The sequence below is a fragment of the Bacillus sp. FSL R5-0523 genome (assembly GCF_037975295.1).
Lineage (GTDB): Bacteria > Bacillota > Bacilli > Bacillales > Bacillaceae > Bacillus > Bacillus subtilis.
This window is the reverse complement of record NZ_CP150251.1, coordinates 51,084-76,440: the sequence shown is the minus strand read 5'-3', so window position 1 is coordinate 76,440 and position 25,357 is coordinate 51,084. Positions and strand designations below refer to the sequence as shown.

General features: G+C 43.2%; 26 protein-coding genes and 2 tRNA genes. All 28 read right to left on the bottom strand.

Annotation, left to right across the window (positions count from 1 at the left end; genetic code table 11):
- Positions 1-23: 23 nt before the first annotated feature.
- Positions 24-566, bottom strand: coding sequence for a hypoxanthine phosphoribosyltransferase (hpt, locus tag NYE53_RS00410; protein WP_003226700.1), 543 nt, complete (start codon positions 564-566; stop codon positions 24-26).
- The gene (gene tilS, locus NYE53_RS00405; protein WP_327829737.1) at positions 563-1,981 is read right to left on the bottom strand and encodes a tRNA lysidine(34) synthetase TilS; all 1,419 of its coding nucleotides are present in this window, start codon (positions 1,979-1,981) and stop codon (positions 563-565) included. Before tilS ends, hpt begins: the two co-directional genes overlap by 4 nt.
- A 103-nt stretch (positions 1,982-2,084) precedes the next feature.
- Positions 2,085-3,101, bottom strand: a complete 1,017-nt coding sequence (gene prkT / locus NYE53_RS00400; protein WP_339246713.1) for a serine/threonine protein kinase PrkT — start codon at positions 3,099-3,101, stop codon at positions 2,085-2,087.
- Positions 3,067-3,804, bottom strand: a complete 738-nt coding sequence (locus tag NYE53_RS00395) for a VWA domain-containing protein (protein WP_133954639.1) — start codon at positions 3,802-3,804, stop codon at positions 3,067-3,069. The genes prkT and NYE53_RS00395 overlap by 35 nt, the downstream gene beginning before the upstream one ends.
- A gap of 84 nt (positions 3,805-3,888) precedes the next feature.
- Positions 3,889-6,372: a stage II sporulation protein E gene (gene spoIIE / locus NYE53_RS00390; RefSeq protein WP_015253002.1), complete on the bottom strand. Its 2,484-nt coding sequence runs from the start codon at positions 6,370-6,372 to the stop codon at positions 3,889-3,891.
- Positions 6,373-6,571: 199 nt separating this feature from the next.
- Positions 6,572-6,643: transfer RNA gene (locus NYE53_RS00385), tRNA-Glu, on the bottom strand.
- 9 nt (positions 6,644-6,652) lie between these two features.
- Positions 6,653-6,729, bottom strand: a tRNA-Met gene (locus NYE53_RS00380).
- 168 nt (positions 6,730-6,897) lie between these two features.
- On the bottom strand, positions 6,898-7,284 hold the full coding sequence (locus tag NYE53_RS00375) for a S1 domain-containing RNA-binding protein (RefSeq protein WP_003218379.1): 387 nt from the start codon (positions 7,282-7,284) through the stop codon (positions 6,898-6,900).
- A gap of 80 nt (positions 7,285-7,364) precedes the next feature.
- Positions 7,365-7,742, bottom strand: a complete 378-nt coding sequence (gene divIC / locus NYE53_RS00370; protein ID WP_003243211.1) for a cell division protein DivIC — start codon at positions 7,740-7,742, stop codon at positions 7,365-7,367.
- A gap of 17 nt (positions 7,743-7,759) precedes the next feature.
- Positions 7,760-8,395, bottom strand: a complete 636-nt coding sequence (yabQ, locus tag NYE53_RS00365) for a spore cortex biosynthesis protein YabQ (protein ID WP_339246709.1) — start codon at positions 8,393-8,395, stop codon at positions 7,760-7,762.
- On the bottom strand, positions 8,392-8,694 hold the full coding sequence (gene yabP, locus NYE53_RS00360) for a sporulation protein YabP (protein WP_003226714.1): 303 nt from the start codon (positions 8,692-8,694) through the stop codon (positions 8,392-8,394). Before yabP ends, yabQ begins: the two co-directional genes overlap by 4 nt.
- Positions 8,695-8,772: 78 nt before the next feature.
- Positions 8,773-9,033, bottom strand: a complete 261-nt coding sequence (locus NYE53_RS00355) for a S4 domain-containing protein (RefSeq protein WP_003226716.1) — start codon at positions 9,031-9,033, stop codon at positions 8,773-8,775.
- Between the two features lie 2 nt (positions 9,034-9,035).
- Complete coding sequence (mazG, locus tag NYE53_RS00350; protein ID WP_339246706.1) at positions 9,036-10,505, bottom strand: nucleoside triphosphate pyrophosphohydrolase; 1,470 nt, start codon at positions 10,503-10,505, stop codon at positions 9,036-9,038.
- Positions 10,495-12,093: a polysaccharide biosynthesis protein gene (locus NYE53_RS00345; RefSeq protein WP_339246704.1), complete on the bottom strand. Its 1,599-nt coding sequence runs from the start codon at positions 12,091-12,093 to the stop codon at positions 10,495-10,497. Before NYE53_RS00345 ends, mazG begins: the two co-directional genes overlap by 11 nt.
- A gap of 181 nt (positions 12,094-12,274) precedes the next feature.
- The gene (gene spoVT, locus NYE53_RS00340) at positions 12,275-12,811 is read right to left on the bottom strand and encodes a stage V sporulation protein T (RefSeq protein ID WP_003218365.1); all 537 of its coding nucleotides are present in this window, start codon (positions 12,809-12,811) and stop codon (positions 12,275-12,277) included.
- A 135-nt stretch (positions 12,812-12,946) separates the two neighbouring features.
- Positions 12,947-16,480, bottom strand: coding sequence for a transcription-repair coupling factor (gene mfd / locus NYE53_RS00335; protein ID WP_339246701.1), 3,534 nt, complete (start codon positions 16,478-16,480; stop codon positions 12,947-12,949).
- Positions 16,481-16,549: 69 nt separating this feature from the next.
- Positions 16,550-16,780, bottom strand: coding sequence for an anti-sigma-F factor Fin (fin, locus tag NYE53_RS00330; RefSeq protein WP_339246698.1), 231 nt, complete (start codon positions 16,778-16,780; stop codon positions 16,550-16,552).
- Positions 16,781-16,839: 59 nt separating this feature from the next.
- A complete protein-coding gene (pth, locus tag NYE53_RS00325; protein ID WP_003226727.1) occupies positions 16,840-17,406 on the bottom strand; it encodes an aminoacyl-tRNA hydrolase in 567 nt (188 codons plus the stop codon).
- Between the two features lie 106 nt (positions 17,407-17,512).
- Positions 17,513-18,127, bottom strand: coding sequence for a 50S ribosomal protein L25/general stress protein Ctc (locus tag NYE53_RS00320; protein ID WP_339246695.1), 615 nt, complete (start codon positions 18,125-18,127; stop codon positions 17,513-17,515).
- Between the two features lie 84 nt (positions 18,128-18,211).
- The gene (locus tag NYE53_RS00315; RefSeq protein WP_003218353.1) at positions 18,212-19,165 is read right to left on the bottom strand and encodes a ribose-phosphate diphosphokinase; all 954 of its coding nucleotides are present in this window, start codon (positions 19,163-19,165) and stop codon (positions 18,212-18,214) included.
- Positions 19,166-19,187: 22 nt separating this feature from the next.
- The gene (gene glmU, locus NYE53_RS00310) at positions 19,188-20,558 is read right to left on the bottom strand and encodes a bifunctional UDP-N-acetylglucosamine diphosphorylase/glucosamine-1-phosphate N-acetyltransferase GlmU (RefSeq protein ID WP_017696375.1); all 1,371 of its coding nucleotides are present in this window, start codon (positions 20,556-20,558) and stop codon (positions 19,188-19,190) included.
- Positions 20,559-20,750: 192 nt separating this feature from the next.
- On the bottom strand, positions 20,751-21,044 hold the full coding sequence (gene spoVG / locus NYE53_RS00305) for a septation regulator SpoVG (RefSeq protein WP_003218346.1): 294 nt from the start codon (positions 21,042-21,044) through the stop codon (positions 20,751-20,753).
- A gap of 194 nt (positions 21,045-21,238) precedes the next feature.
- On the bottom strand, positions 21,239-21,616 hold the full coding sequence (gene ridA / locus NYE53_RS00300; protein ID WP_003226738.1) for a 2-iminobutanoate/2-iminopropanoate deaminase: 378 nt from the start codon (positions 21,614-21,616) through the stop codon (positions 21,239-21,241).
- Positions 21,613-22,470 (bottom strand): pur operon repressor, encoded by an 858-nt coding sequence (gene purR / locus NYE53_RS00295; RefSeq protein WP_003218342.1) that lies wholly within the window; start codon positions 22,468-22,470, stop codon positions 21,613-21,615. The genes ridA and purR overlap by 4 nt, the downstream gene beginning before the upstream one ends.
- Before the next feature lie 55 nt (positions 22,471-22,525).
- Positions 22,526-23,395 carry a 4-(cytidine 5'-diphospho)-2-C-methyl-D-erythritol kinase gene (gene ispE, locus NYE53_RS00290; RefSeq protein ID WP_003226742.1) on the bottom strand — a complete coding sequence of 290 codons (870 nt, stop codon included), beginning with the start codon at positions 23,393-23,395 and terminating at the stop codon, positions 22,526-22,528.
- Positions 23,396-23,542: 147 nt separating this feature from the next.
- A complete protein-coding gene (locus NYE53_RS00285) occupies positions 23,543-23,728 on the bottom strand; it encodes a small, acid-soluble spore protein, alpha/beta type (protein ID WP_003218333.1) in 186 nt (61 codons plus the stop codon).
- A 159-nt stretch (positions 23,729-23,887) separates the two neighbouring features.
- Positions 23,888-24,148 (bottom strand): Veg family protein, encoded by a 261-nt coding sequence (locus tag NYE53_RS00280; protein WP_003218330.1) that lies wholly within the window; start codon positions 24,146-24,148, stop codon positions 23,888-23,890.
- 210 nt (positions 24,149-24,358) lie between these two features.
- On the bottom strand, positions 24,359-25,231 hold the full coding sequence (prtG, locus tag NYE53_RS00275; protein WP_015382563.1) for a sporulation-specific protease PrtG: 873 nt from the start codon (positions 25,229-25,231) through the stop codon (positions 24,359-24,361).
- Positions 25,232-25,357: the final 126 nt, after the last annotated feature.

The following is a 25,357-nucleotide window of genomic DNA, read 5'->3' as shown; positions in this document are numbered from 1 at the left end:
CCATCTCGGAAGCAGGCTGCCGATCAGCTTTCATAAACTGCCGGTTTTAACACTCCGATATAAGGCAGATTGCGATAGCGCTCAGCATAATCAAGTCCGTAACCCACTACAAACGCGTCAGGAACTTCAAAACCGACAAAGTCTGCTTTGATGTCCGCTTTTCTTCCGCTCGGTTTATCCAAAAGGGTAACAATCTTAATTGATTTTGCTTTACGGTATCGGAAGAGCTCTACGAGATAACTTAAGGTTAACCCACTGTCGATGATATCTTCAATAATTAAGATGTCCCGGCCCTCTACAGATGTATCCAAATCTTTAATGATTTTTACTTCTCCAGAAGAAACCGTAGAATTTCCGTAGCTTGATACATCCATGAAATCCATTTCCAAATATGTATCAATATGCTTGATAAGATCCGCCATAAAAGGAAGTGCTCCTTTTAACACACCGATTGCCAACGGAAAAGTATCTTGATACTCGCTCGTTAATTCTGCACCTAACTCTTTTACTTTCTTTTGTATCTCTTCCTCTGAGATCAGTACTTTCTCGATATCATGTTTCATCATGATTTTGCTTGCCCCCTACACTTTTCATGCTGTCTATATTGTAATACAATGCGGTCGCTGTTTGGAATCACAAGATCTTCAAAAATTGATTTTTTCAAGCCAGGTATCCAGATAATTTCACCGCTTGCGTCCGTCACAATCGGCCAGTTGTCTCTTTCTTGGAGAGGCAGTTTCTTATCAATAAATATATCCTTTACCTTTTTTGATCCGTTCATCCCTTTTAGTTTGATCCGGTCTCCAGCTTTTCTCGTCCGGATTGTTAAGGGAAATCGCACCTTTTTTTCACTTGTGATAAAAACAGCATTCCCATGTTCTTCAGGCGAGTCCGCATAATGCTTTGCCTCTATCAGATATCCATTAGGGAGCACTGCCGTTTCATCAGAAGCTCCGCTAATTTGGTATTCAAAGGGAACATTTTTGCACTGCCATTGTTCAAATGTAAACAAACATGTCTGATATGATTTGACCACCTTCAGCCCTTTCGGAAAGTCCAGTACTCCTGAAGGACCGCCATTTTCCGCCCAATCGAGAAATTGCTGAATGTGATGGGCCGAAAAGGATGATGGAACGTTTTCATAAAGATAGTTTAATATTAGTTGAACTCCTCTTCTTTGTAAAGGCATCGGGAGGGCAAGCAATTGAGAGGAATTGATTTCAACTGATGTATTAGACTGGCTTGTGATTACTTTATTCATTTCATCTTTCGTTAATGACTGTAAGAATTGCTCATCTTCCGTCAGTGCTTCACTCACTTTCTGAAACCTTTTATGCACATCCGGAGATTCCTGCTTCAAAAACGGGAGCACTGTTTTTCTGAATCTGTTTCTTGTGTAGTCATCTTTGGCGTTGCTTTCATCCGTCCGGTAGCTCAAGCCGTTTTCACGGCAATAGTGAAGGATCTCTTCCTTTGTAATGGGTAAGAACGGCCTGATGATCCGCCCCGTCCCAAAACGTCTAACCGGCTGCATTCCCGCAAGTCCCGTTCCAAGCGTACCCTTAGCCAGTTTCATAAGCATTGTTTCAACCTGGTCATCACCATGATGCGCAAGAGCCAGATAGTCCGCTTGGTGCTTCGACATGATTTCCTCAAAAAACTGGTAGCGGCAATCGCGTGCTGCAGCCTGCTTATTGAGTCCTTTTTCCTGTGCATATGCGGTTACATTGATTTGAGCCGTTTCGCACACGAGCTGTTCAGCTTTACAATAAGCTTGGACAAAACGCATGTCCTCCTCGGATTCCGCACCTCTGAAACGATGGTCAACGTGAGCTGCAATAACATTCGCTGAACGGCCGCATAACGTATGCAACGCGTGAAGAAGAGCCATTGAGTCCGGACCGCCGGAAACGCCTACAATGATTGTCGCCCCTTTTAACGTAAGATTGTGTTTGTTTAAAAAATCTTTGACACTTTTCACAATGTCCTCCTCACAATGAGCAGGTATTTTAAAGATATTCATATCCTAACACTTTCAACCCCTCCAAGCAAAGAAGAAGCATAGGCTCTGCAGTTTGCGCCTTTCAGATTAAGAAAAAGATAATATAGGCGAAATAAAGCGCTAAAACACTGATCACGATAAGCGTTGTTTCAAATAACCCCCCCGACTTAGCCGGTTTCTGTTTTGGGGTATATCGCGTCTTCGTTATTTTTCCTTGGCGCGGTATTTGCTGTCTTTGTCGTGTGGCAGGCTGCGGTGATGCTTTTATAGGCTGTTTTCTTTGTGCTGCTTTTTGCCCCGCGTCTAGCATATCCTTTTTCATTTCATCTGCGGATTGATAATCTCCGTTCAAGGCTGAAAAAAGCACTTTTTTATACTTTTGAAGCAGCGGGTTTCCTTCGATGAGAGACCTAAGCTGTTCTTTGGGCTGGTTCGTTTTCTTAAATTCTTTTTTATGCACACTGTTGATCATAATCATGGCAACTGCGAACAGATCATAGGATGGCTCTGCCTTTCTTGTTCCATACCCCCAATAGCCTCTGTCATAAAACTCCGTATACTCTTTTATCGCCCGGCCTTCCTTTGTCGTGCCACCTACATCAATGTAGCGGATCCTTGCGGGCGGACCAGTTACGATCAGATTATCAGGTTTAAGATCGCCGAATATCCATCCTTGCTGGTGAAGCACCGATAAGCTGGATAACAGCTGAATCATTAATACCGGTATCCACTCTGTTCCTTTATCACTGACATACTTCAAAAGCAGCGGCCCTTTTATGTATTCCATTGCATAAAATGAAACTTTCGTATTGGCACTGGGAATATAGGCATCATCCGTATCAAAAAAAGAAGGCCCCATCGTAACGGACTGGGCCTTTGAGAAAGATTTCAAGACATTCACTTCAGAAGTAATAGACAGGCTGTCATCACTCACCTTTAAGGCAACATGTCCATCTGATGCTTCTGCCAAATACACAATTCCATTGGCCCCTTTACCAAGCTGTTTACGCAATGTATAAGTGTTTCCATTCCACTTGCCTTTGATTGTCGTACCCGGCTTGAGGCTACATGCTAAACTCGTCAAAGCGTCGTTCATCATCTGCCAGCATGCCCCTTCTTGAGCGTATTTTTTCAAACTGCAGTGTCGCTTCACGAATCGCCGGACCTGTCGGCGTGATGCCGCCTGTCGAAAGCTTTGCAAAGAGTGTGGAAAGAGATTGCAGCTTCGGTGTCCAGTTCAGCACAAGCTCGACCTCTTGTTTTTTCCCGGGAAATATACACATCGCAAATTCGTTATTCCCAATTCGGGAATTGAGGCTTACAGACAAATCAATCAGCGCCTCTTTTACTGTTGGAAGCTTTGGCGCCATACTTGCACTTGTATCAACAAGAACCAAAACCTGAAGATGCACCGTTTCTCCAAGCTCGTCTACCACTTCCATGACTTCTCCGCGTTTTTCCGGAGAAAGCTCTTCCATTTCCACATTCTTTCCGAGAATCTGTTTCAGTTCTTGATTGACTACACCTTGTAAGGTTTGCGTCATCGCTTTTTTTGTTACCATTTGAACAGTTTGTGAAAGCTGAGATGCATAAACGACTTGGTGCACGCCTCCTCCGGCAAGTGCAATCCCTTCGACTTCCTTCATTGCCTCAGGGTCAATTTGATTTTCTTCCATTATACCAATGACATTTACCGTAATCCCCTGCTCTTTAGCAAAAGCAGCCATTGCAAGCGGGTCTTCCCCATGGTTTGAGCAGCCATCCGTTATCAGCAAAATTTGATTTAAATGTCCGTTGTTCACATTCATTCCTCCTGGAGAATACGAGGATTCTCAGATTCATATATTCCCATCTTCGCCAGAAGAAATTTGATTTATACGGAAGCGTTATGAAATTTCTTGTTTGTTTTGAAAGATTGCCGGAACAGGAATGGATGCCCACTTCGGTGTATTGTGATCAATCCGGACGACAACAACAGTCATATCGTCCTCAATTTGGCCGGACCTTGTGCGGATGACTTCTTCCATAAGCAAATCGGCAATCTCCTGCGGGTCATTTGTTTTCAACCCTTTCATTTTACGCTTCATCCATAAGTCGTGATTTTCCACATGCTTAGGCCCCTCAAAAATGCCATCACTCATCATAATTAAGAGGTCACCCGCTTTCAGCTGTTCACTCACAACCTCCACATCGAATTCATTAATAATACCGATTGGCAGATTGCTCGCTTGAACTTTCATGACCTGGTCACCCCGTTTAATAAAGCTAGGCGTCGATCCAACCTTCAAAAATTTACAACTGGCATCTTGAAGATCGATAATAGATAGGTCAAGCGTGGAATATATTTCGTCAGTTGTCCTTAGAGACAGTATGCTGTTTATCGTTTTAATTGCTATTTTTTCATCAATTCCCGATTCAAGGATTTTTTCAAGAAGCTTGATCGTTTCATTGCTTTCAAAGTGCGCTCTTGCGCCATTGCCCATTCCGTCACTGATTGCTGCAGCATATTTTCTGGCTCCAAGCTCCATCATGCTGTAGCTGTCGCCGGAGACAAGGCCGCCGCCCTTCGCAGCGTGAGCAGCTCCTGTGGACACCCTGTATGATTTTGTTGATCCAAAGGCGACATGGCTGTATCCATTCGGATGCGGAGAGTGCTGTTCGGCTTTCACAAGAATTTGTTCTTCCAGAATGTCAGAAAGCATAGGAGCAATGATTTTTTCGCTTTCTCCATGTCCGCTGAACGGAATGGTCATTTCAATATCGATATTTCCTTGTTCAAGACTATAGATCTCGACATGCTGAATCTCAATTCCGAAATGCTGAAGCGCTTCTATGATTTGCTCTTCCTGTAGAAAGTGCTGTTCTCGCTCTCTTTTTATTTCCCGAGAAAAGTCGGCCATAACCTCAGAAACGCCTAAAAGCTGTTCAGCAACAAGGCGCCTGCTGTCTTGGACTTTTTTCTTGAGTGTCAAATGGGCATGATGATGTGCGAGCTCATCCTCAATCAGCTCTTCAACCTGCTTGGATTTAGAACAATACTGTTGAAACTCTTTTTTCAGCCTTCGGTTTGATGCATATTCTTTTTCCTCTGTTTCAAGCATAACTTGTTTCATTAAGTCATATGTTTTATCAAAGTTCTGTACCCAGCACCTGTTTTTCTTGTAGCACGTCTGGCAGGAATGCTCCGTGATTTTGCTTAAGAACAGATCAACTTCGCTGTCATCTGTCTGTTCGTCTGATGCTTGATAAAAGGTTGCAAAGCTTTCAGACAGCGCGTGAAATACATTGGAGAACTGGTCTACCTTCTGAGCAGTGACATCACGGATTTTTCTAGCGTATTGCTGTTGCTCTTGAAGATGCTCGACAGTTCCCGGAATATATCTCGCCACTTTCCTTGTAATAGATTGAGGTGTGAGCAAAAACAGGCCGACTGCGATTAATGACTCATAGAGCGTTGTCATCAGACCGGCAGAGCCTTCACCATATAAAGATATAAGAAGTGAACCAACGATAAGACCGATTGCTGCACCCGCTTTTTTTCCTTCCTTCAGCAAACCTCCCAATAAACCGGAAAAAGCAAGCAGACTCATTTGATATAGGTTTCCGATATTCGCCAAGCCAAGAATCAGGCCGGTCACAACACCAACCGTACAGCCGATGCTTGCTCCGCCAATAAAGGAAAAACTCAATACAACATAACGAGCCAATATATGTTCTGCCTGCATCCCTTGGTAGGACAAGCCGGCCAGCCCCGTTAAAACAGAGGCAATAAGAATCATAAAGCAAATGATTTCCTCTATTTTTAATGATTGTTTCACTTTTTTCACAGTAAAAATCGGAAGGCTCTGAAGGAAAATCAGTGTTAAGATAAACGACAGTCCAGCCTCAACGATAGCCATTACATAATCATAGGTTGTAAATACACCATTCTGGGCATAAACAAACCCGGCTCTTGCTGCAGCCATCGAGAAGAACACGACAATCGGGAGTGCTTTTACACGATCGTCGGTAATGAAGGCAGCCACTTTAGAAAATACGAAGAATGCCAGCAATGCCGCCAGTATGAGCAATGAGTGCTTTGGAGATATGGTCAGCGCACCTGCAAGCACAGCCAAAACCGCATAAAACGCTTTGTCTCTTCTGATAAGAAGCATCGCTCCAAAGAAAGGAAGTGCGAAAGGAAGCACCTCGGATAATATGAAAGCCCGTCCAAGCAAAAATCCGATGACAACATAAATGAATCCTTTATAGAAAAACAGTGAATGCAAATGATGAGTCACCAGCTTCGTGCCCCTGTTAAAAAACGATTGGAGTTTTTCCAAAGCTTGTCCCGCCATTGGCCCGTTCACTCTTCTTTCTGCTTTTTCCATTCCTCTCATCTCCCACCTGTTATATTCGTTGCCTGTCATTATAGCGAAAGCACAGATAGGATTTTGTCAAAAGAAGGTAACAATACCAAAGAAATCTTCGACGGTTTCTGCCTTGATATTCGTTTATGAAAAGAATTTCCGGAATGTTGTCTAAAAATGAAAAAAATCGGCTTCTGCAAGAGAAACCGATTTTTTAGGATGACCCGTACGGGATTCGAACCCGTGTTACCGCCGTGAAAGGGCGGTGTCTTAACCGCTTGACCAACGGGCCAAACAAATATGGTAGCGGCGGAGGGGATCGAACCCCCGACCTCACGGGTATGAACCGTACGCTCTAGCCAGCTGAGCTACACCGCCATATTGTTTTGTGCTTCTAAGCACAAGTTATATAATACAAAGGTTTGTCTCTTTCGTCAACAGAAACTTTAATGTTATAATTTTCTGACTATTAATGAGGGTGAGGATAATAAAAAAGCATCCGTCGGGATGAACGGATGCTTCATTTATTTTATAGAAAGCAGCAAGTTATCCTCTTCTTGCTCCGCGCCCTCCACGTTTTGATTCCGTATTGCGTTTTAAAGATGACAAGCGATCTTCGCTGTCTTTTAAAAACTTATTCATTTTCTGTTCAAAAGATTCTTTCGGACGGAAATCATTTCTAGGTCTGGCTTGCGGACGGTCTTTAGCTTTTTTAATAGATAAACCAATTTTCCCGTCTTTTTCAACGTTGATGACTTTCACTTCAACTTGGTCGCCGACTTTTAAGTGGTCGTTAATGTCTTTGACATAATTATCAGCTACCTCACTAATGTGAACGAGACCGGTTGAGCCTCCAGGCAATTCAACAAACGCTCCAAAATTTGTAATACCTGTAATTTTCCCTTGCAACTTGCTGCCAACTTCAATCGACATAAAAAAAGTGCTCCTCCTTAGGCTTATAAAAAGATCGTTTGCTTAATTATACCTAAATAAAAATTTAAGTGTCAACAAGGCTACTTGCTCTTCTTCTCCACATTGAAAATAATTTCTCCGTCTCCAGACATGAATAAGTCCCTTCTGGCAAGCTCTGTGACGTAATCCTCATCCTTCAATTTGGATATTTCTTCTTTTAAATCCGTTTGTTTTGTCTTTAAACTTTTCAGTTCTTTTTCAAGCTGTTCTTTCTTTTCTTCTTTTGCACTAAGGGAAGATGTTTGGGACCAGACAGAGCTTGCCAGCACAATTGCCGTCAGGAATACTAGGGCGCCGAATACAGTTAACCGTCTGTACAGCCCTTTGCGTCTTCGTTTCTTCAGCTGATTTTGCCGTTCTACTTGTTCTTTATAGTCGTTTTGTATTTCAGTTATCGTTCGTTCCCTGGAAAAATTCAAACCAGACGGTCCTCCTTTCATTTCTTCAAAAACCGTGTAATGGTCGTTCTTATGGTTATCAATAGTTTCTTCTTCTTTTTGAGAAATCCTGCACCTTTTTCAAAATAACGTCTAAAAGTTAGACGCATTTTCACAGGAAGAAGTTTCAAACATTGTTTCGCGATAAAACGGATCGGAAAACACAGAACCATGACTATTTTATATAGACACAGCAGGAGAAAACCAATCAGGCTGTATGTTTTCTTGAATAAAAATGCCGCCAGCCAGATGATCGCTCCGCATGTCCACACAATAGGACGAAATAACACGTGCTGAATGAGTTTTTTGAAGAATTGATAAACAGAAACAACAAGGTAAATGAAGAATTTCAGTATTTTTATATAGATTCGTTTGCAAAGGCTCTGATACGTCGCAACGCCCAGCAGAACCGCTAAAAAGATGTAAATCCTGAATTCTCCCTCATTTACATGAAGCAAGACATAAAAGAAAAGCAGTCCTTGCACAATCCAGAAAAGAATATCATGAATAAATAATAGCCATCTGGCTGTTTTGGGACGAATGACAAAGAGCCGGTATGTATCAAGCGAAGCACCAAGCCAGAGACCCATACCGGACATCGCCAGCATTGTATAGAATTGTGTCGTCAGCGTCATTTAAACAACTTGCTAAAAAACCCTTTAGCTTTATCCCCTTGTTGTTCGTCTAAGTACACTAAATCAAATACCCTGCCTTTTATCGAAACAATCCCTTTTTCCACATCAAGATTTTTCATCTGCAGGTTTTGGCCTCTGACGGAGAGCATTCCCATCACCGTTTCCAGCAGGAATTCTTCGTTATCAAAACTCTCCACATGCTTAACCCCAGAAATATCTAAATGCTTCCGGCCTTTCATTGTCACATCATGCTGTTCCGGAACAGACGAAGAACCTTTTTGATCATAATATGAATTCATCTATTCAGCCCCCATATCCTCGATACTTTTAGCATTATTACTGCATTGTATGAGGTGGGGGATTTTTTTAGAACAAGCCTATTCGCCGAGTTTTTCTTCTTTTAGAATCGTGTACATGTTTGCAGCTTCTTCTTTTTTCGTCGTGTCTTTCAATTCATTAACTTGAACCGTTACAAGCTTTTGGCCGAAGCGGACCGTTAGTTCATCTCCCGGTTTTACGTCTGAGCTTGCTTTAGCTTGGTTTCCGTTAATAGAGATGCGGCCTTGGTCGGCTACTTCCTTTGCTAGTGTACGCCGTTTGATCAGCCGTGATACTTTCAAAAATTTATCTAGTCTCATATTTATGATCTCCTCTCAGTTTCTTTTGCTTCATTCCACAGTTTGTCCATGTCCTCAAGAGACATATCAGCCAGTTCGATTCCCTTTTCCTTCGCTGACGTCTCAATATATGAGAACCGTCTCCGGAATTTGTCATTGGTCATGGCCAGCGCTTCCTCCGGCTCTATTTTGTAGAAGCGGGCTACATTCACCAGCGCGAACAAAATGTCGCCAAACTCGGCTTTAAGATTGTGTTCGTGAGGAGCTTCAGAAACCTCAGAAGAAAATTCCTTCATTTCCTCACTTACCTTTTCCCAAATATCGCTGACATCTTCCCAGTCAAAACCGACCTTCGCTGCTTTTTTCTGCAGTTTAGCGGCTTTCGAAAGAGCTGGAAGAGTTTTCGGCACGCTGTCTAATAAGGATGATTCGGATGTGTTTTTTTCGGCTTTTTTTATGTCTTCCCAATTGGCCAAAACATCGTTTTCATCCTGAACCTTAACATCTTTAAACACATGGGGATGTCTTCGGATCATTTTTTCACTGATTCCTTTTATGACATCATCAATTGTGAAATAACCTTCATCTTCACCAATTTGCGCGTGAAGCAAGACCTGAAGCAAAACGTCGCCAAGCTCTTCGATCATATGGTCTGTGTCTTCTTCGTCAATAGCTTCGAGAAGCTCATAACATTCTTCAATCATGTACTGTTTTAATGACTGATGCGTCTGCTTTTTATCCCACGGACATCCATTAGGTCCGCGAAGCTCTCTGATGATGCTTCGGAACGTGGAGAATTCGTGATAAAGCAGCTTCTCTTCTTTAATCGGCGGAATATACACACTTGTTAAGTTGTTCAAGGCGACATTGCGGTCCAGCTCAAATAATGGCACTGTCTTGATCTCCTCGCCACGGCTGCCTGCTGCAGTCACAATGACGACCTCATAATCATCAGGCAGCTTCTCCATCAATGTCAGCTTGACTTCAGAAGCCGTCATTTGGTCGTAAACCTGACATATGATCAGATGATGTCTGAGCTCAAGCTCATCCGCAGACAATGTGCCGGCATCCACAAATTGAAAACCTTCAATCGGGTCAATTTGCAAGGCATTGAATGTGGCATCAAGGAAACTTTGTCCACCCGCAACTTTCACTTGAACGTTTTCCTTTTCCTGCCGCTCCGTCAGCAGCTGAACTGTTTTTTCTGCGACAAAAGGGTGTCCCGGCACAGCATAAACCACGTCCTCACGCCGCGCCGCTTCAAAGAGGATATCAGCAATTTCTTCATATACCGCCTCGAACTGATCATGTTTCTCATATATATCATCAAAGAAACGGATGTTCTTCGTTTCTTTTTCAAGCTCCTCAATTAAAGGATGATCCTTGGTTCTGACATACAGCGTATCTGCCTTCGTCAGCAGCTTGTATATACCAATTGTCAACTGGTCCATGTCTCCGGCACCAAGTCCCACGACTGTAATTTCACACGCCATTTTGTTCTCTCCTTCTCATGAATTTGCTTAACTTGCTGCCGAATGGCACACTGTTCAGCTCTTCATCTGTAAATATTCCCAATCTCATCATACAATAAATAAACACCGCGCCACCAATTGCAACAGCAGAAAGACTCTCAATCACAGCAACTCCTCTTCCTGTTGCAGGAAACAAGAAAGTCCATAGACGCGTATACGCAAGCAAAACAGCTGACATCAAAAGAGCAGATCCAATAATCGGAATCAAAACGCCGCTAAGCTTATCGAGCCATTCCTTTTGCCGAAGCTGATACAAGTTAAGGCCGGCGACAGCCGCAAAGGAAGCCGCTGTCGCAAGCGATGCGCCTTCAATCCCATAGCGCGGAACCAAAAGTGTGTTTAACACCCATTTCACTGCAACACCCGCGCCCACCGCTATCGCAGGAAAAACTGTGTATCCCGCTCCCTGTAAGACTGCCGCTGCCGTTACCGCCAAGGATGCAAATAAAATGGAGCAGCTAAATACTTGTAACGCACCTGTCCCTTCTCCATTTTGAAACAGCATGATATTTACCGGCTTTAGAATGCAAATCAACCCAACCGATGCGCCTGTACCGAGCACAAGGCATAGTTTCAAAGATGACGTAATTTTTTCTTTCATGATCTTCAGCTCTTTGTTTTTTACAGCCATAGAAATATACGGAACGAGTGACGTCGCAATGCTTACGGCAAAAACTGAGCCGAGCTGCAGCAAGGGTTGCCCCCGATCATAGATCCCCTTTAGGCGTTTTGCTTCTTCGCTTGCCTCACCACCCGAAAGCAATGCATATAAATTCAAAGCATCAACAAGCTGGATAAACAAAAGCAGCAAACTGCTTACACAAATTGTAACCGAATATAAAAGCAGTTTTTTCGTCAATTCTTTTGTTGTGATGACATTTTCGTTTTGCCTATCCGTTTGGTTGTCTCTTTTCGTTTTGAACCAAAAAAACCCCAGTATTATCAATGCAACCAAACTTCCGGCAAGAGAGCCTGAAGCGGCTGCCGCTCCCGCAGTATAAAGCGAGGCTCCCTTTTTCACGAGCCAAAATGATAAACCCAAGAGCACCGCAACACGCAGAAACTGCTCTGTCATCTGTGATAAGGCTGAAGGGAGCATTTCGTGCCGCCCCTGAAAACCGCCTCTAAGCAATGCGACAAATGGGAACAGCAGAAACGCGTACGCGGCCACTTGAATTAACACGGCTAGATGCGAATCCCCCATAAAGAGTGCAATAGGAACAGCACCCAGATATAAACAAAGAAATAATAAAATACCGATTAAAGACAAAAATAACGCTGATATTTTTAATATGGTGTGATGATTTTTTTCACTATAATCATTCATCAACTTTGAAATAATGACTGGAAATCCTGATGTGGACAGCATGACCGCAATACCAAGAAAGGGATATACCTGCTGATATATATAAAATCCAACATCGCCGACAATGTTTTGAAACGGGACTCTGTAAACAGCGCTTAAAATTTTTGTGATGACGCCTGCCAGAATTAAAACAAAAGCCCCCTGCCAAATCCAATGCCGTTTAACGCCTATTGAATCGTCCATCCAAAAGCTCCTTCCCAACGTCAGGGGCAATACGGTTCACGTATTACCGCGGCACAAATAAAAACGAGGTTATTATACCACATCCCAACCCTTGGATTCCTTTTTCGGCACGCATGAAAAAGAACAGCGTCCCAAGGAGAGCTGTTCTTTACATACCTATTTTCGAAGAAAGGAATAAGACCTACTGTTCCATTTGACGAGCCAAAAATCCAGCTGCTGTTTCAACGGCTTTATGCTCTACTTCGCCCATTGTCTGATCTTTTGAAAAGATCACCACAGCACCTATCGGATCACCGTTCGCCACAATTGGGCCGACAGTATAAGAATTCATGTCCTCATCAATTCCATTCACAAGCTGTACTGATTTCGCATCACTCTCAAGCACGGAGCTGCGCTGATCCATTGTTCTTTCCAGCATTTCGCTGATTGACTTGTTTAAGTAATCTTTTTTGGAGCTGCCGGACACGGCAATATATACATCACGATCACAAATCAGCACTGAATGGCCGAGGCTGTCGTAAAGCGCGTCTGCATACTCCTTTGCAAAGTCTCCAAGCTCACTAATCGGAGAGTACTTTTTCAAAATCACTTCTCCGTCACGATCTACAAAAATCTCAAGCGGATCGCCTTCCCTGATTCTCAGAGTTCTTCGAATTTCTTTAGGAATCACGACCCGACCTAAGTCATCAATACGACGTACGATACCGGTTGCTTTCATCTCTGGTGCCTCTCTTTCATTTGATGGTATATACATGTGGGAAAGACCTAAAGCAGTTACTTTATGTACCTTCCGCCTCGCTTGAAATTAGTATCCGTCACATCAAATGTAATATACACCAGAGAGTAACAAAATTTACGTTGATGAAATGGTTTGCTTTTTCACATCTTTTAAGCCCTTCAGCATGCCCAGCACGGTGTCGAGCCATACATCAGCACTACGGCCTTTCGTCTGTATGGAGATTTTGAGTTTTTTCCCTTCCATTCCCAGTCCGATTTGTCTGCCATATTGATTGCCAAGCTCAAACAGCTTCTGCCCGTCAATTTCAGCACTTGCTTCTTCAGAAATCGTCAATCTGACAGCATCTTTATCCTGCTTAATCAGCTCGACACGTTCCTGTCTCGCATAGACTTTCATTTCTGCAACAGTAAACAAGTATTCGACTTCTTTTGGATAGTTTCCAAAGCGGTCGATCATTTCATCTTGAAGCTCATTCTTCTCTTCGATTGTCGCCACAGACCTGAAGCGTTTATACATATCAATTTTCTGTTTGCCGTCTTGAATATAAGTTTCCGGAATATACGCATCAAGCTCGACATCAATTTCTGTTTCAAACTGCTCTGTCTTCGCTGTGTCTCCTTTGCGCTCCTCAATGGCCTCCTTCAGCATTTGTGAATAGAGGTCAAATCCGACCGAATCGATGAAGCCATGCTGCTGGGCACCAAGAAGATTCCCGGCTCCGCGAATCGTTAAGTCACGCATTGCGATTTTAAAACCGGAACCTAGCTCTGTGAATTCTTTAATAGCCTGCAGCCTTTTTTCAGCCACTTCTGTCAGCACTTTATCCCGGCGATACGTGAAGTACGCATACGCCACACGGTTAGAACGGCCGACACGCCCCCGCAGCTGGTAAAGCTGAGAAAGTCCCATCTTGTCGGCGTCAAATACGATCAGCGTATTGACGTTCGGGATGTCCACGCCAGTTTCGATAATGGTTGTGCTGACGAGAACGTCTGATTCTCCTTCAAGAAAACTTAGCATAACGGTTTCTAATTCATTTTCTGTCATTTTCCCATGCGCATATGCTACCTTCGCGTCAGGGACTAGCATTGAAATTTCATCCGCTTTCCGCTCAATGTCCTCTACCCGGTTGTACAAGAAATAGACCTGGCCTCCGCGTGCAAGCTCACGTTCAATCGCCTCTCTGACAAGAGCGCCGTTATATTCCACAACATACGTCTGTACGGGGAAGCGATTTTCCGGTGGAGTCTCGATGACTGAAAGATCCCTTACGCCAAGCATAGACATATGCAACGTACGCGGAATCGGTGTTGCTGTTAACGTTAATACATCAACATTAGCTTTTATTTGCTTGATCTTTTCTTTATGGGTTACACCGAAACGCTGCTCTTCATCAATGATGAGGAGCCCTAAATCTTTATACACGACATCCTTTGATAAAAGCCGATGCGTCCCGATGACGATATCAACCGTTCCGTTTTTCAGCCCTTTGATTGTTTCGTTTGCTTCTTTTCTCGTTCTGAACCTGCTGAGAAGGCCGATATTAATCGGATAGTCCTGGAAGCGCTCTTTTATGGTTTCATAATGCTGCTGTGCCAAAATGGTTGTCGGAACGAGCAGAGCTACCTGCTTTCCGTCACCGATCGCCTTAAACGCGGCACGTATGGCAACCTCTGTTTTACCGTAGCCCACATCTCCGCACAGCAAGCGGTCCATCGGACGTTCTCTTTCCATGTCTTTTTTGATTTCGTGAATCGAACGGAGCTGATCATCAGTCTCTTGATAAGGGAAAGCCGATTCGAATTCACGCTGCATCTCATGGTCAGGAGAAAACGCATAGCCCTTGCTCGCTTCTCTTTCGGCATACAGCTTAATTAAGTCGTCAGCAATATCCTGAACGGATGTCTCTACTTTTTTCTTGACCCGCTTCCATTCACTTCCGCCTAATTTATACAGCTTTGGCTCTTTTCCTTCGGAGCCGACATATTTTTGGACCTGATCAATTTGTTCTACAGGGACGTAAAGCTTGTCACTGCCCTGATAATGTATATTTAAATAGTCTTTATGAATGCCGTTGATTTCAAGAGTTTCGATCCCCAGGTATTTTCCGATCCCGTGATTAATATGAACGACATAATCTCCAATTTGAAGCTCAGAATAGCTTTTGATGCGCTCTGCATTGGTAAGCTTCTGTTTTCGCGGCTTCTTCTTTACACGGTTTTTGAACAGTTCTTCTTCCGTGATAACGGCAAGCTTCATTAACGGCAGCTCAAATCCCGATTGGAGCTCGCCTTCCATGATATAGACCTGTCCCTGAACAAGCGCTTTTTTGCTGTCTGTCACGGCGGCCTCGATATCATAATCAGCCAAAACAGATGATAATTTCTGTGTACGTTCCTTGTTTGCTCCTAAGAACACAACAGTGAAATTTGATTTTTTAAAACGCTCCATTTCGCCCGCAAGCACGTTCATTTGGCCATGGAAACTCTGCATTTGCCGGCCTGACACATTGACGATATTTTGCGGGCTCGTATGGTGTACATGCCGCAAAAATAAAGAGTAGTACAGCAGAGGCCGTTTTTGCTCAGCTACTATTTTCTGGAAGCTGAATGACAAACGAATGTCATGCAAAATCTTCCCTTCCTCAAGAAGATTTGTGATAAACTCCGCTTCTTCTTTTTGAAGCTGTTCTTCCATCTCATGAATCCGACTGACTTCATCCAAAATCAGAAGTGTATTATCAGGTGTATAATCTAGTAAACTAGCAGGCTTTTCATAGAAATATGAGAGATACTTCACGAGCTCCTGATCTGTCTGGCCTTCAGACAAACGTTCTTTATCGTGAGAAATATTCGCATGAAGTATTTCTTTTTGTTTGTCAGCCTTTAATTTTTTCAGGCTCGCGGCAAGACCACTATCGATTTTCTCCATCGCCCGCGCTTTTTCTTCCGGTCTGATAATTAATTCCTTCGCGGGACCGATATTGATCGAGGTAAGGGTCTCAATTGACCGCTGATCATCTGAATTAAAGCTGCGGATTGAATCCACCTCGGTGTCAAAAAGTTCAATTCTCACCGGATTCTCTGAAGTCAGCGGATAAATGTCAATGATTCCCCCGCGAATACTGAATTCCCCAGGCGCAGAAACCATATCAGACCGCTCATACCCTACCTCTACCAGCCGTGAGGCAAGCTGGTCAGGTTCGATATCATGGCCTACCTGAATGAGCATCTGGCTGCTTTTCCACACCTCTACAGGCGGCAGCATTCTTCTGATTGCCGCTACCGGAGCAACGACAATTGGCGCTTCTCCATTCGTTAGTCTATTAATGACATCTAATCGCTGCGCCCGCAATTCAGGGCTTGCAACTGCGATTTCTGATGAAATGAGTTCATTGACGGGGTACAAAAGGACAGACCGATCCTCTAGAAGTGAAGTCAGATCATCTGTAACTTTCTGGGCTTGATATAAGTTATGGGTGATTAAAAAGATAGGCTTATTCGTTTCATTAGCCAGAGCAGAAGTAAAAACAGAACGCGCGGAACCCGACAGACCGGCGAGCAGCTGTTCCTTCAGGCCCTCGTGTAAACCGTTGATGATGGATTTAAAGTCATCGCTTTCTTTTATAAAGGTTTGAATGTTGTCCATATGGCCCCTCCTCTCTGTTTCCTGTGAGAACAGAAAAACGCTTTGGTCTAGTGTCTACACCAAAGCTTTTTATTGAATAAATGTGTGATATTCGTGGTAATGCGGATTTCGGTCAAGCGCCTCTTGGCAGTCTTCACATATCGTCGAAACATGGACATCTCCATTTTCTTTATAAGAAATCATATCGTTTCTTTCCTCATTTGTTAAGTGCTGAAATCCAAGTGAGTCTGTCGATACCGTTGAAGATTCGAGACTGCCTACTTTCACTCCGCAATGACGACAATAATAATGCAAAGCCATACAAGGGACCTCCTGATGAAAAAGTCATTTTGGTGTAGTATGGACTTTGTTGTTACATTTTATACCTTTGCGTTAAATTCGTTCATGACTTCTAAAAACGGTTTACTCAAAGAAGCCTCACAAGCCTTCACAGATTTATCAACCGCTTCTTCGATCTCAGGTGCCTCCTCCTTGGTAAAGGAGCCTAACACATAATCAACGACCTTCATGCCGTTTACAGGCCGGCCGATTCCGATGCGGATACGGTCAAACTCGGACGTTCCAAGATGCTGGATCAGTGATTTGATGCCATTGTGCCCTCCGGCGCTTCCTTTCGTTCTTAAACGGATCTTGCCAGTCGGAAGGTCAAGGTCGTCGTAAATGACTGTCAAATCTTCGTTATCGACATCATAGTAGTCCATTAAAGGCCGCAAACATTCTCCTGATAAATTCATATATGTAAGCGGTTTAACAAGTAGAACCTTTTTGCCGGAAACAAATCCGGTTCCGTATAATCCGTTAAATTTATTTTGATTCAGCTCTATATTCCATTCCTTTGCAAGCTGATCTATCACCATAAATCCGACATTATGCCGTGTATTTTCATAGTTCTTCCCCGGGTTTCCGAGACCGGCAATCACAAGCATGGCGAATCCTCCCTTAGTCACATAACTCCCGTCTTCATAAACGGGCTATAATTCTTCTCATTCTAGCACAAAAGACGTAACCGCGGGAGGGTTACGCCTTAAGCTATTATTGTTCGTTTTCACCTTCTGGCTGAGCATCGGCAGATTCCTCTTCATCGACCTCAGCTGCTTCCTGCTGCTGCGGAGGAAGGATTGAAGCCACAACCTCATCTGATTCATGATTAAAGGAGTAGTCACCGCCAGCAGACAAATCCGCAATCGTCAGTACTTCATTTACATCGAGGCTTGAAATATCAGCCTCAATCGTTTGCGGAATGGCTTTTGGCTTGGCCTTTACAGTAAGTGCATATAACGGCTGCTGCAGTACGCCTCCGTTTTTCACTCCAATGGCTTCTCCGGTCAGATGAATCGGAACTTCCACTTCAATGTCCTCACTCATATTAACTACTTGAAAATCAGCATGAGTGATTTCATTTTTCAGCGGATCCGTCTGCAGGTCTGTTACCATGACTGAGTGCTTTTCTCCGCTGACCTCAAGCGTAATGACTGCATTTTTGCCTTCGTCCCTCAGCGTTTTGATGAGCTCCACACTGTCTAATGACACAGGTTTGTTACCCGTATCCTTCCCATATATGATACCTGGAACATGTCCTGAAGTACGGATATTCCGAAGAGACGAACGAGTAAAGTCCGTTCTTTCTTTTGCCGTTAAAGTTGCCATATTCAGCACCATCCTATTGTCGTTTTAGTTGTCCTATTACAAACAATACCCATAACGATAAGGATTTAAACCTCGAAAAATGGTTTAGCTGAACAGATAGCTGACTGATTGCTGCTCATGAACGCGAATAATTGCTTCTGCCAGAAGCGGTCCGACTGAAAGCTGCTTAAAGCGTTCAATTTTCTTTTCTTCAGGAAGCTTGATGCTGTTTGTCACAACAAGCTCTTTAATTGTTGAATTATTAATCCGTTCTACCGCAGGGCCTGATAGTACAGGGTGTGTACAGCATGCATATACTTCTTTCGCTCCGTTTTCAACGAGCGCATTAGCAGCAAGTGTAATCGTACCTGCAGTATCAATAATGTCATCGATGAGGATAGCAGTCTTACCTTCGATGTTACCTACAATATTCATGACTTCCGCCACATTTGGACGCGGACGGCGTTTATCGATAATCGCAATTGGCGCTTTTAGTCGGTCAGCCAGTTTGCGGGCACGTGTCACACCGCCATGGTCTGGTGAAACAATGACGATATCTTCAAGATTTTTGCCTTCAAAATATTCTCCTAAAATCGGAACACCCATTAAGTGGTCAATCGGTATATCAAAGAATCCTTGAATTTGCGGCGCATGCAGGTCAAGTGCAATCACACGAGTCGCACCGGCTGTTTCAAGCAGGTTAGCGAAAAGTTTAGCTGTGATTGGCTCACGGGATCTTGCTTTTCTGTCTTGACGCGCATAACCGTAATAAGGAATAACAATGTTAATCGTTTTTGCAGAAGCGCGTTTTAACGCATCTACCATAATCAGCAGTTCCATAATATGCTCGTTAACGGGGTCACTTGTAGACTGGATGATGTAACAATCACATCCGCGAATACTTTCTTCGATATTAATTTGGACTTCCCCGTCACTAAATCTTGTGACAGAACATTTCCCTAATTGAACTCCAACTATATCTGCGATTTCTTTTGCAAGCTCTGGATTCGAATTCAAAGAAAAAATCTTTAAATTCTTATCTCCGTATTGATTAGACATGGATAAACCTCCGAATTTAGGATTATTTTTTATGAATATTTTTCACATAATCGTCTTTATTTACTTGTCTCGCTCTGGCAATAGCAAGTGCTTTTCCAGGTACATCTTCCGTAACAGTTGAACCTGCCGCCACATAAGCGCCTTCTCCGACTGTGACAGGGGCAACCAAGTTGGAATTGCAGCCGATAAACGCGCCATCTTCAATTTTTGTCAAATACTTATTCTTTCCATCATAATTGACAGTAATAGAACCGCAGCCCAGGTTTACATCAGTGCCTACCTCAGCATCGCCGACATAGCTTAGATGAGATGCCTTGCTTCGGTCTCCGAATTGAGTCTTTTTAATTTCTACAAAATTCCCGATCTTCACTTCATTCCCGATGACAGAATCAGGTCTGATGTGAGCAAAAGGTCCTATGTTTACATCATTCCCCACTTTACTGTGATTGACTACCGATTGTTTAATCACCGTACGGCTGCCAATGGCACTATTCATAATCTCCGTATGAGGGCCAATAATCGTATCTTCTCCGATTTGCACCTCACCTTTAATCACAGTTCCAGGGTAAATCACAGTATCGCTTCCGATAACAGCGTCAGGAGAAATATACGTATTCATCGGGTCGATCAACGTCACGCCATTTTGCATATGCCGTTTATTAATGCGCTCTTTCATAAATTGTTCTGCCTGAGAAAGAGCAACTCTATCATTAACTCCGAGCGTTTCTTGGAAATTACCAGTCTGGTAAGCGGCAACAGTTTCGCCTTCATTTTTAAGAATCTCTATGACATCCGGCAAATAATACTCGCCTTGGGCATTATCATTAGACACCAGATCAATAGCCCGAAATAGCGCTTCATTGTCAAAACAATACGTACCGGTGTTGATCTCAGTTACAAGACGTTCTTCTTCAGAGGCGTCCTTATGCTCAACGATTTTTTGAACCGCTCCGTTTTCGCTGCGAATAATGCGGCCGTATCCAGTTGGATCTTCTGCAACCGCAGTTAAAATCGTAGCTTTCGCTTCTCTTTGTGTATGTTCTTTCAGCATCTGTTCCATCGTCTCTGCTGTCAAAAGCGGCGTATCTCCGCAAATGACAATTGTGACGCCTTTTTCGTCAGCAAGAAATGGCTGTGCCTGTTTTACAGCATGAGCAGTGCCAAGCTGTTCTGCTTGAAGCGCGTACTCGCTTTTATCACCAAGCTGCTTTTTCACTTCTTCCGCACCATGTCCGACAATCGTGACAAGCTTTGATAAAGATAATTTTAAGGCTTCGTCCACGACGTGCTCTACCATAGGCTTACCGCAAACTGGATGAAGGACTTTATAAAGCTTCGATTTCATTCTCGTTCCTTGTCCAGCCGCTAAAACAACTGCAAACCGCTTATCCATTTATTGGCCTCCAATATCCCTTTTATCCATAGAAAAATATATCCTAAATATCTTCTGATTTCAAGGAGACTTCATGAAGTGCAAGAATTTTCTATTGAGTGCAGCTAAGTTTGAAAAATCAGAATTAAAAAAGGACCGCCGGCAAAAGGCTTATGTCAGCCCTTTCAGCAGTCCTTGCTTTTTGGTTATTTTTTAAGAAGCTCCAGCTTCTTCGAATTCTAATGCTTCAGTGTCACCCAGACGATGATACTCATTTAACACGGCATCTTGAATCTTTCCTCGCGTGCTTGAATTAATAGGATGAGCAATATCGCGGAACTCTCCATCAGGGGTGCGTTTACTCGGCATCGCAACGAAAAGACCATTGTTTCCATCAATCACACGAATATCATGTACAACAAATTCGTGATCCAGCGTGATGGATGCAATCGCTCTCATGCGACCATCGGTATTCACGCGGCGTAATCTTACGTCAGTAACTTCCACAGTAGTTCACCACCTTTTCCCTATATAAAAGCATTAGTGTATCAATTCCACGATTTTTTCTGAAATCCTGCTCGTTTTTAAAATATTTTTTGAAAAAATAGGATATAGTTACACAATTAGGACATAAAGCTTTCATTTCGGGCATAAGGTAAATAAAAAAGTGATCCCGGGCTCTCCCAGAATCACTTTTCTTATTATTTCACCAGTGCAATAACTTCAATCTCGACTAACGCATCCTTCGGGAGTCTCGCAACTTCAACACAAGATCTCGCCGGTTTGTGAGTGTCAAAGTATTGTCCGTACACTTCGTTTACTTCTGCAAATTGTTCCATATCCGCGATAAATACAGTTGCTTTTACAACTGTTTCAAAAGAAGCACCCGCTTCTTCCAGAACCGCCTTTAAATTGCTGAATACTTGATGAGTCTGCTCCTTAATATCGCCGTTCACCATTTCGCCTGAAGGAGTCAAAGGGATTTGACCTGAGCTGTAAAACATATTGTTGACGATAATCCCTTGTGAATAAGGACCGATTGCCGCTGGGGCATGTTTTGTGTGGACTGCTTTTGTCATGATTCTGTCTCTCCATTCTTTAAAAGATTGTCTTTAAAAAAACGCAGAAAATTGCCATTCTGAATTTCAATGGACTTCTCTTTCATGTTGATGGTTGAAAGAGTAAGAAGTGACATATATTCGTCAACAAGACGTTCATCTACTCCTTCGGCTTCAACTAAGACGCCGATTCCCGCCACATTTGCGTTAAACTCATCCAACAGGTTAATCATACCATTAATGGTGCCGCCTGCTTTCATAAAGTCATCAATAATGAGTACGTTTGAACCCGTTTTCATGCTTCTTTTCGCAAGTGACATTGTTTGAATGCGGTTTGAGGAGCCTGAAACGTAATTAATGCTGACTGTGGAGCCCTCTGTTACCTTATTGTCTTTACGAACGATCACAACAGGCACATTCAAATAGCTTGCAGCTGCATACGCAAGAGGGATGCCTTTTGTGGCAACGGTCATGACAACATCAATTTCGCGCTCTGCAAACACGGAAGCAAACAGCTTCCCTACCTTGGAGAGTACAGATGGCTTTCCTAAGATATCCGTTAAATATACATAACCGCCCGGAAGGATACGCTCAGGATTTGCCAGCGACTGTCCAAGTGTCTGCACAAACTCTTCAGCTTCAGCCTGCTTCATTTTCGGAATATATTTAACGCCTCCGGCAGCCCCGGGAACAGTAAGCAAAGTACCAATCCCCTGCTGTTCAAAGGTTTGTTTAATAATTGTTAAATCTTCACTGATCGATGATTTTGCAGATTCATACCGCTCAGAGAAAAAGGTTAGCGGTATTAACTCGTGCGGATGGGTTAACAAATAATTTGTTAAGTCCACCAATCTGCCGCTGCGACGAAACTTCATGAACTTACCCCCAAAATCCGAATATTTTAAGATCAATATAACTTAACATACGGATTTAATCAAGAGCGTTCTGTTCGCCGATCATTCTCACCGCATAAACTTGATCGCAGAAGCCTCTTAACCCGTTATAAATTCTCTGCACCTTCGACTCATACTGAACCAGTCCAAATACTGTCGGGCCGCTCCCGCTCATTAACACGGCATCTGCACCAAAGCGTTTCATCTGGTTTTTGATCATCGCAACTTCAGGATGCATATCGAGTGTAACAGATTCAAGCACATTGCCTAACCGGCTGCACATCTTCTGAAAACTCTTTTCTTCTATCGCCTCGATCATGCCTTGTACATCGGGATGCTCTATACCATCCAGTTTCAGCGCTCTGTACACTTCAGCAGTTGAAACACCGATTGTCGGCTTCGCTAAAATGACCCAGCAGTGCGGAGGCGTGCTGATATGTTTAATTTTCTCGCCGCGCCCTGTTGCTAATGCAGTTCCGCCATAGACACAAAATGAAACGTCGGAGCCAATTTCCGCTCCAAGCTCAGCAAGCGTTTCCGCAGACAGATTTAAATTCCACAGTCTGTTCAGCCCTCTGAGCGTCGCCGCCGCATCACTGCTTCCGCCGGCAAGACCGGCAGCCACCGGAATTACCTTCGTAATCATGATGGAAACTCCCTTTTTCACGTTGTATCTGTCCTTGATCAGCTTGGCAGCCTGATAAGCTAAGTTTCTTTGGTCATCAGGCACAAATCGGTTGTGGGAGGAAACCCTCACTTCATCCTCTGCAAGCTCCGTCAATTCAATTCGATCAGCTAAATCAATTGTCGTCATGATCATTTCGACTTCATGATAGCCATCCGGGCGTTTTCGGGTGACGTCAAGTGACAGATTGATCTTAGCTGGCGCTTTTTCTAAAATACGCATAGCTTTCACCTACTTCTCCATCTAAACATAAGTATGAACATTGTATCACATTTGAAGTACAGGATGAACATATCCATATTCAGCCCATTATGTATTTATATCCAAAATAAAAAAACCAGGGAACAGCACGTCCCCCGGGTCACATCCTTATCGGTTATTCTGATTCTGAGCCATTTGCTGTTCGGCGATTTCAATAGCACGCTTCACCATGTTACCGGCATCGCGAGCCCGAATTTCGCCCCAGCCGCCATTTTTTACTGTGTCATAAAAACCAAGGTCTTTAGCCAGCTCATATTTAAACTCATCTGACATAACTCCACGACGTCTGCCCAAACGAAACAACCCCTTTTTTAGAAGTGATAGCCATTCGTGCACGTCACGATAATATGTGACTGTTTTATCTTTTGTTAAATCAGATGGAACTTTCGTTAAAATTATTGGAAACCAAAAAAGGGCAAAACAAAAAGCAGTAAACAAAAGGTTCACTGCCCGTTAAAATGCCACTGAGCTTGCGGCGTCATCATTAAATGTCAGCTCAACAGTCTCAGTCAAAATATCAGCATAACTGTATGAAACTCTTTCAAACGAGTTCTCGTCTTGATCTAGTTGTATCACAAAAACAGAAGGGTACGTCTCAGCTAAAATGCCCGAACGCTCAATCGTTTTTCGGCGGCCACCGTTTGCTTTTAACGTCAGCCTTTTACCTAAATTCCCATCAAGCGATCTTTTAATATCGGACAACGTCTTCGCCATTGCATCCACCTCACTACATTTATTGTACAACACGAGCCCATTTTTGTCAAATAAAATTTAAATTATATCAACGTTAACAAGACGTTGTCAATAAAATTATTTTGACAAAATTCTATGATTCCTCAATTATGTTCCGCAAGTTTCGGTAAATTATGTATCATTATGTAAAATAAAAAACCCGCATAGCTCTCCTATGCAGGTTTTCAACTGTTAATTGGACTTATAAGGCATACCAATTCTCAGAACTCCTCTTGTTTCAATACCTCCAAGCCCTTTCTCTCTTGTCAGCGTATTACGGAGCACTTCCCATACATTAATCCGTTCCATAAACGGCGTAAAGCTGATCTTCGCGACGATATATACCGGATCAAGCGCATGAATATTGACTCTTGACGGTGAACTCGCAAAATTCGCACCCGCTCTGATGAGTGATTCAAAATGGGATTGGCAGGCCCCCGCAAAAATAACAAGCTGATCTAAGTGAGGGATCTTTTTTCGGGCTGTTTGAACTGTTTCAACAAAGTGCTTAGAATGTCTGTACGCATTCAAATCATCAATACCGCCCTTTTGCTTCGAATACGCATCATGCCCTGTGATCACCAGGATATCAGGTCGATATTTGTCGAGCAATTCTTCAATAGAAGCAGACATTTTCTTTTCATGGCAATGGATGCCATAGACCGGCACTCCAATTTTTTTATAGACATTCAGGCATTTTTTCAGATATGCTTCGTCACCATCCAGATGAAGCACTTTGCCCGGCATATGGAAATAATGCTCCTGATGCTGATATTGGCTTGTCGCATAGTACTCCTGCTTTTCTCTGAGCAGTTTATAATCCTGGCGGAGTAATTCGAGCGACTCATTCATTCTGCTCTCATCTTTCTTTTTCCGCATCATCTGCTCATCTTTTTTCACTGCTACCAGATCAGAAAAATCCGAATCAGCAATCAGCCTGACTTCATCTCCATGCAAAATAGCAATTGAATTTCCTTTGCTTGTTTGCTCTATTCTTATAATTCGAAACAAAACATCCATCTGATAGGATTTTCTGGCTACCATATCCCCTATTTGAAATTGCACGTTCCTCACTCCACACATAGACTAAGCCTCATCATGAAAGAAAGAGCCTTGAGAAAGCGCCTTTTTTCGCTGAGTCCAAGTTTTTCTTATCATTGAATGAAAGGTCCTTCTCTAGCCTATGTAGCG